This window comes from Pseudomonas sp. SDO5591_S426 (assembly GCF_054070755.1).
On the sequence record NZ_JBSVXD010000383.1, the window covers coordinates 1 to 1,730 of the forward strand.

General features: G+C 60.3%; 2 protein-coding genes. Both read right to left on the reverse strand.

Going from position 1 to position 1,730, the window contains the following annotated elements:
- Window positions 1–55 precede the first annotated feature (55 nt).
- Complete coding sequence (locus tag ACW9JC_RS30145; protein WP_457459615.1) at window positions 56–463, reverse strand: SufE family protein; 408 nt, start codon at window positions 461–463, stop codon at window positions 56–58.
- On the reverse strand, window positions 460–1,665 hold the full coding sequence (locus ACW9JC_RS30150; protein ID WP_457459617.1) for an aminotransferase class V-fold PLP-dependent enzyme: 1,206 nt from the start codon (window positions 1,663–1,665) through the stop codon (window positions 460–462). Before ACW9JC_RS30150 ends, ACW9JC_RS30145 begins: the two co-directional genes overlap by 4 nt.
- Window positions 1,666–1,730: the final 65 nt, after the last annotated feature.

Here is a 1,730-nt window from a genome sequence, read left to right on the forward strand (position 1 = left end):
CTTTTGATTTTGCTATTTAAAAACAAGATCAAAAGATCGCAGCCTTCGGCAGCTCCTACACGTCGCTTAGGCTCCGCATCCGCTGAAGCACCGCATTCAACCCATTGCTACGCGACTGCGACAACTGCCGCCCCAATCCCAATTGATTGAACCAGTCGTGTAAATCCACCTGCTGCAACTCAGCAGCCGACAATCCGTTAACCCGCGCCAGCAACAACGCCACCAATCCACGAATCAACCGTGCATCGCTGTTGGCGCTAAATTGCCAATGGCCATCGCGCAACTCGCCCACCAGCCATACCTGACTTTCGCAGCCATGCACCCGGTTGGCATCGCACATCTGCTCAGCGCTCAATGCGGGCAAACGCTCGCCCCACTGCATCAGCAATCGCGCGCGTTGTTCCCAGCCAGCGGCTGCCTCAAAAGTTTCGAGCGCCGTGACGGCATCGGCAGGCAAGTTCATCGCAATAACTCCAGCGCCTGATCCAGCGCCTCGAAAAACCGTTCAAGATCCTCGGAATCGTTGTACAGCGCCAACGACACCCGTATCGCCCCGGCGAGTTCAAAGCTTTTGAGCAACGGCATGGCGCAGTGATGGCCGGCGCGTACCGCGATGCCTTGCTCGGTCAGCAGATGCGCCAGATCCGAGTTATGCACACCCTCGACGGTAAAACTGGCCAATGCCAATTGCGGCTTGCCCAGCAAGCGAATGCCGTTGCGTGCCGCCAGACCTTTGAGCAAATAGTCGTGCAGTGCGGCTTCGTGATCGTTCACGGCGTCCTGATCGAGACCGGCGAGATAGTCCAGCGTTGCTCCAAGACCAATGACACTGGCGATTGGCGGTGTTCCCGCCTCGAAACCCAGCGGTGCCGGGCGAAAGCGTGCGTCGTGGTAATTGGCGTCCAGCACCATTTCACCGCCGAACTGCCACGGCCGCAGTTGTTGCAGCGCGTCGTTGCGCCCGAACAATACGCCCAGCCCATCGGGGCCGTAGAGTTTGTGGCTGGAAAATACATAAAAGTCGCAACCCAGAGCCTGTACGTCATGGCGGCCATGGACCACGCCTTGCGCGCCGTCAATCACGGTCAAAGCGTTGTGCGCCTTGGCCATCGCCAGCAGCGCGGGCAACGGCTGCCAGGCGCCAATCACGTTGGACAACTGGCTGACAGCCAACAGGCGCGTGCGCGGGCCGATCAAACCTGCAGCAACTTCAAGGTCGATCACGCCGTCGGCATCCAGTGGCAGGATCACCAGCTTCAAGTCGCGACGGTGCGCCAGTTGCTGCCATGGCAGCAGGTTGGCGTGATGCTCCAGGGCGCTGATGACAATCTCATCGCCCGGGTGGAATAGGTGTTCCAGGCCATAGGCCAGGAGGTTTAGCGCGGAAGTCGCGCCGTGGGTAAAGATGATTTGCCCGCTGTCACCGGCATTGAGCCATTGCGCGACTTTGCCGCGACTGTCCTCGAACGCCTGGGTGGCGTGGGCGCCGGGCAGGTGTTGCGCCCGATGCACATTGGCCGCGCCGTTGGCGTAGTAATGCGCCAAAGCGTCGAGCAGGGCTTGAGGTTTTTGCGTGGTGGCGGCGTTGTCCAGATAGGTCTGGTCTTGCCGTTGCAGAGCGGCGATGGCCGGGAAATCGGCGCGCCAGGGAGAGGGAATCATCATGTTGTTCGCCTGTACGCCTGCCCCCTGTAGGAGCGAGCTTGCTCGCGATGGACGCGTGGACGACA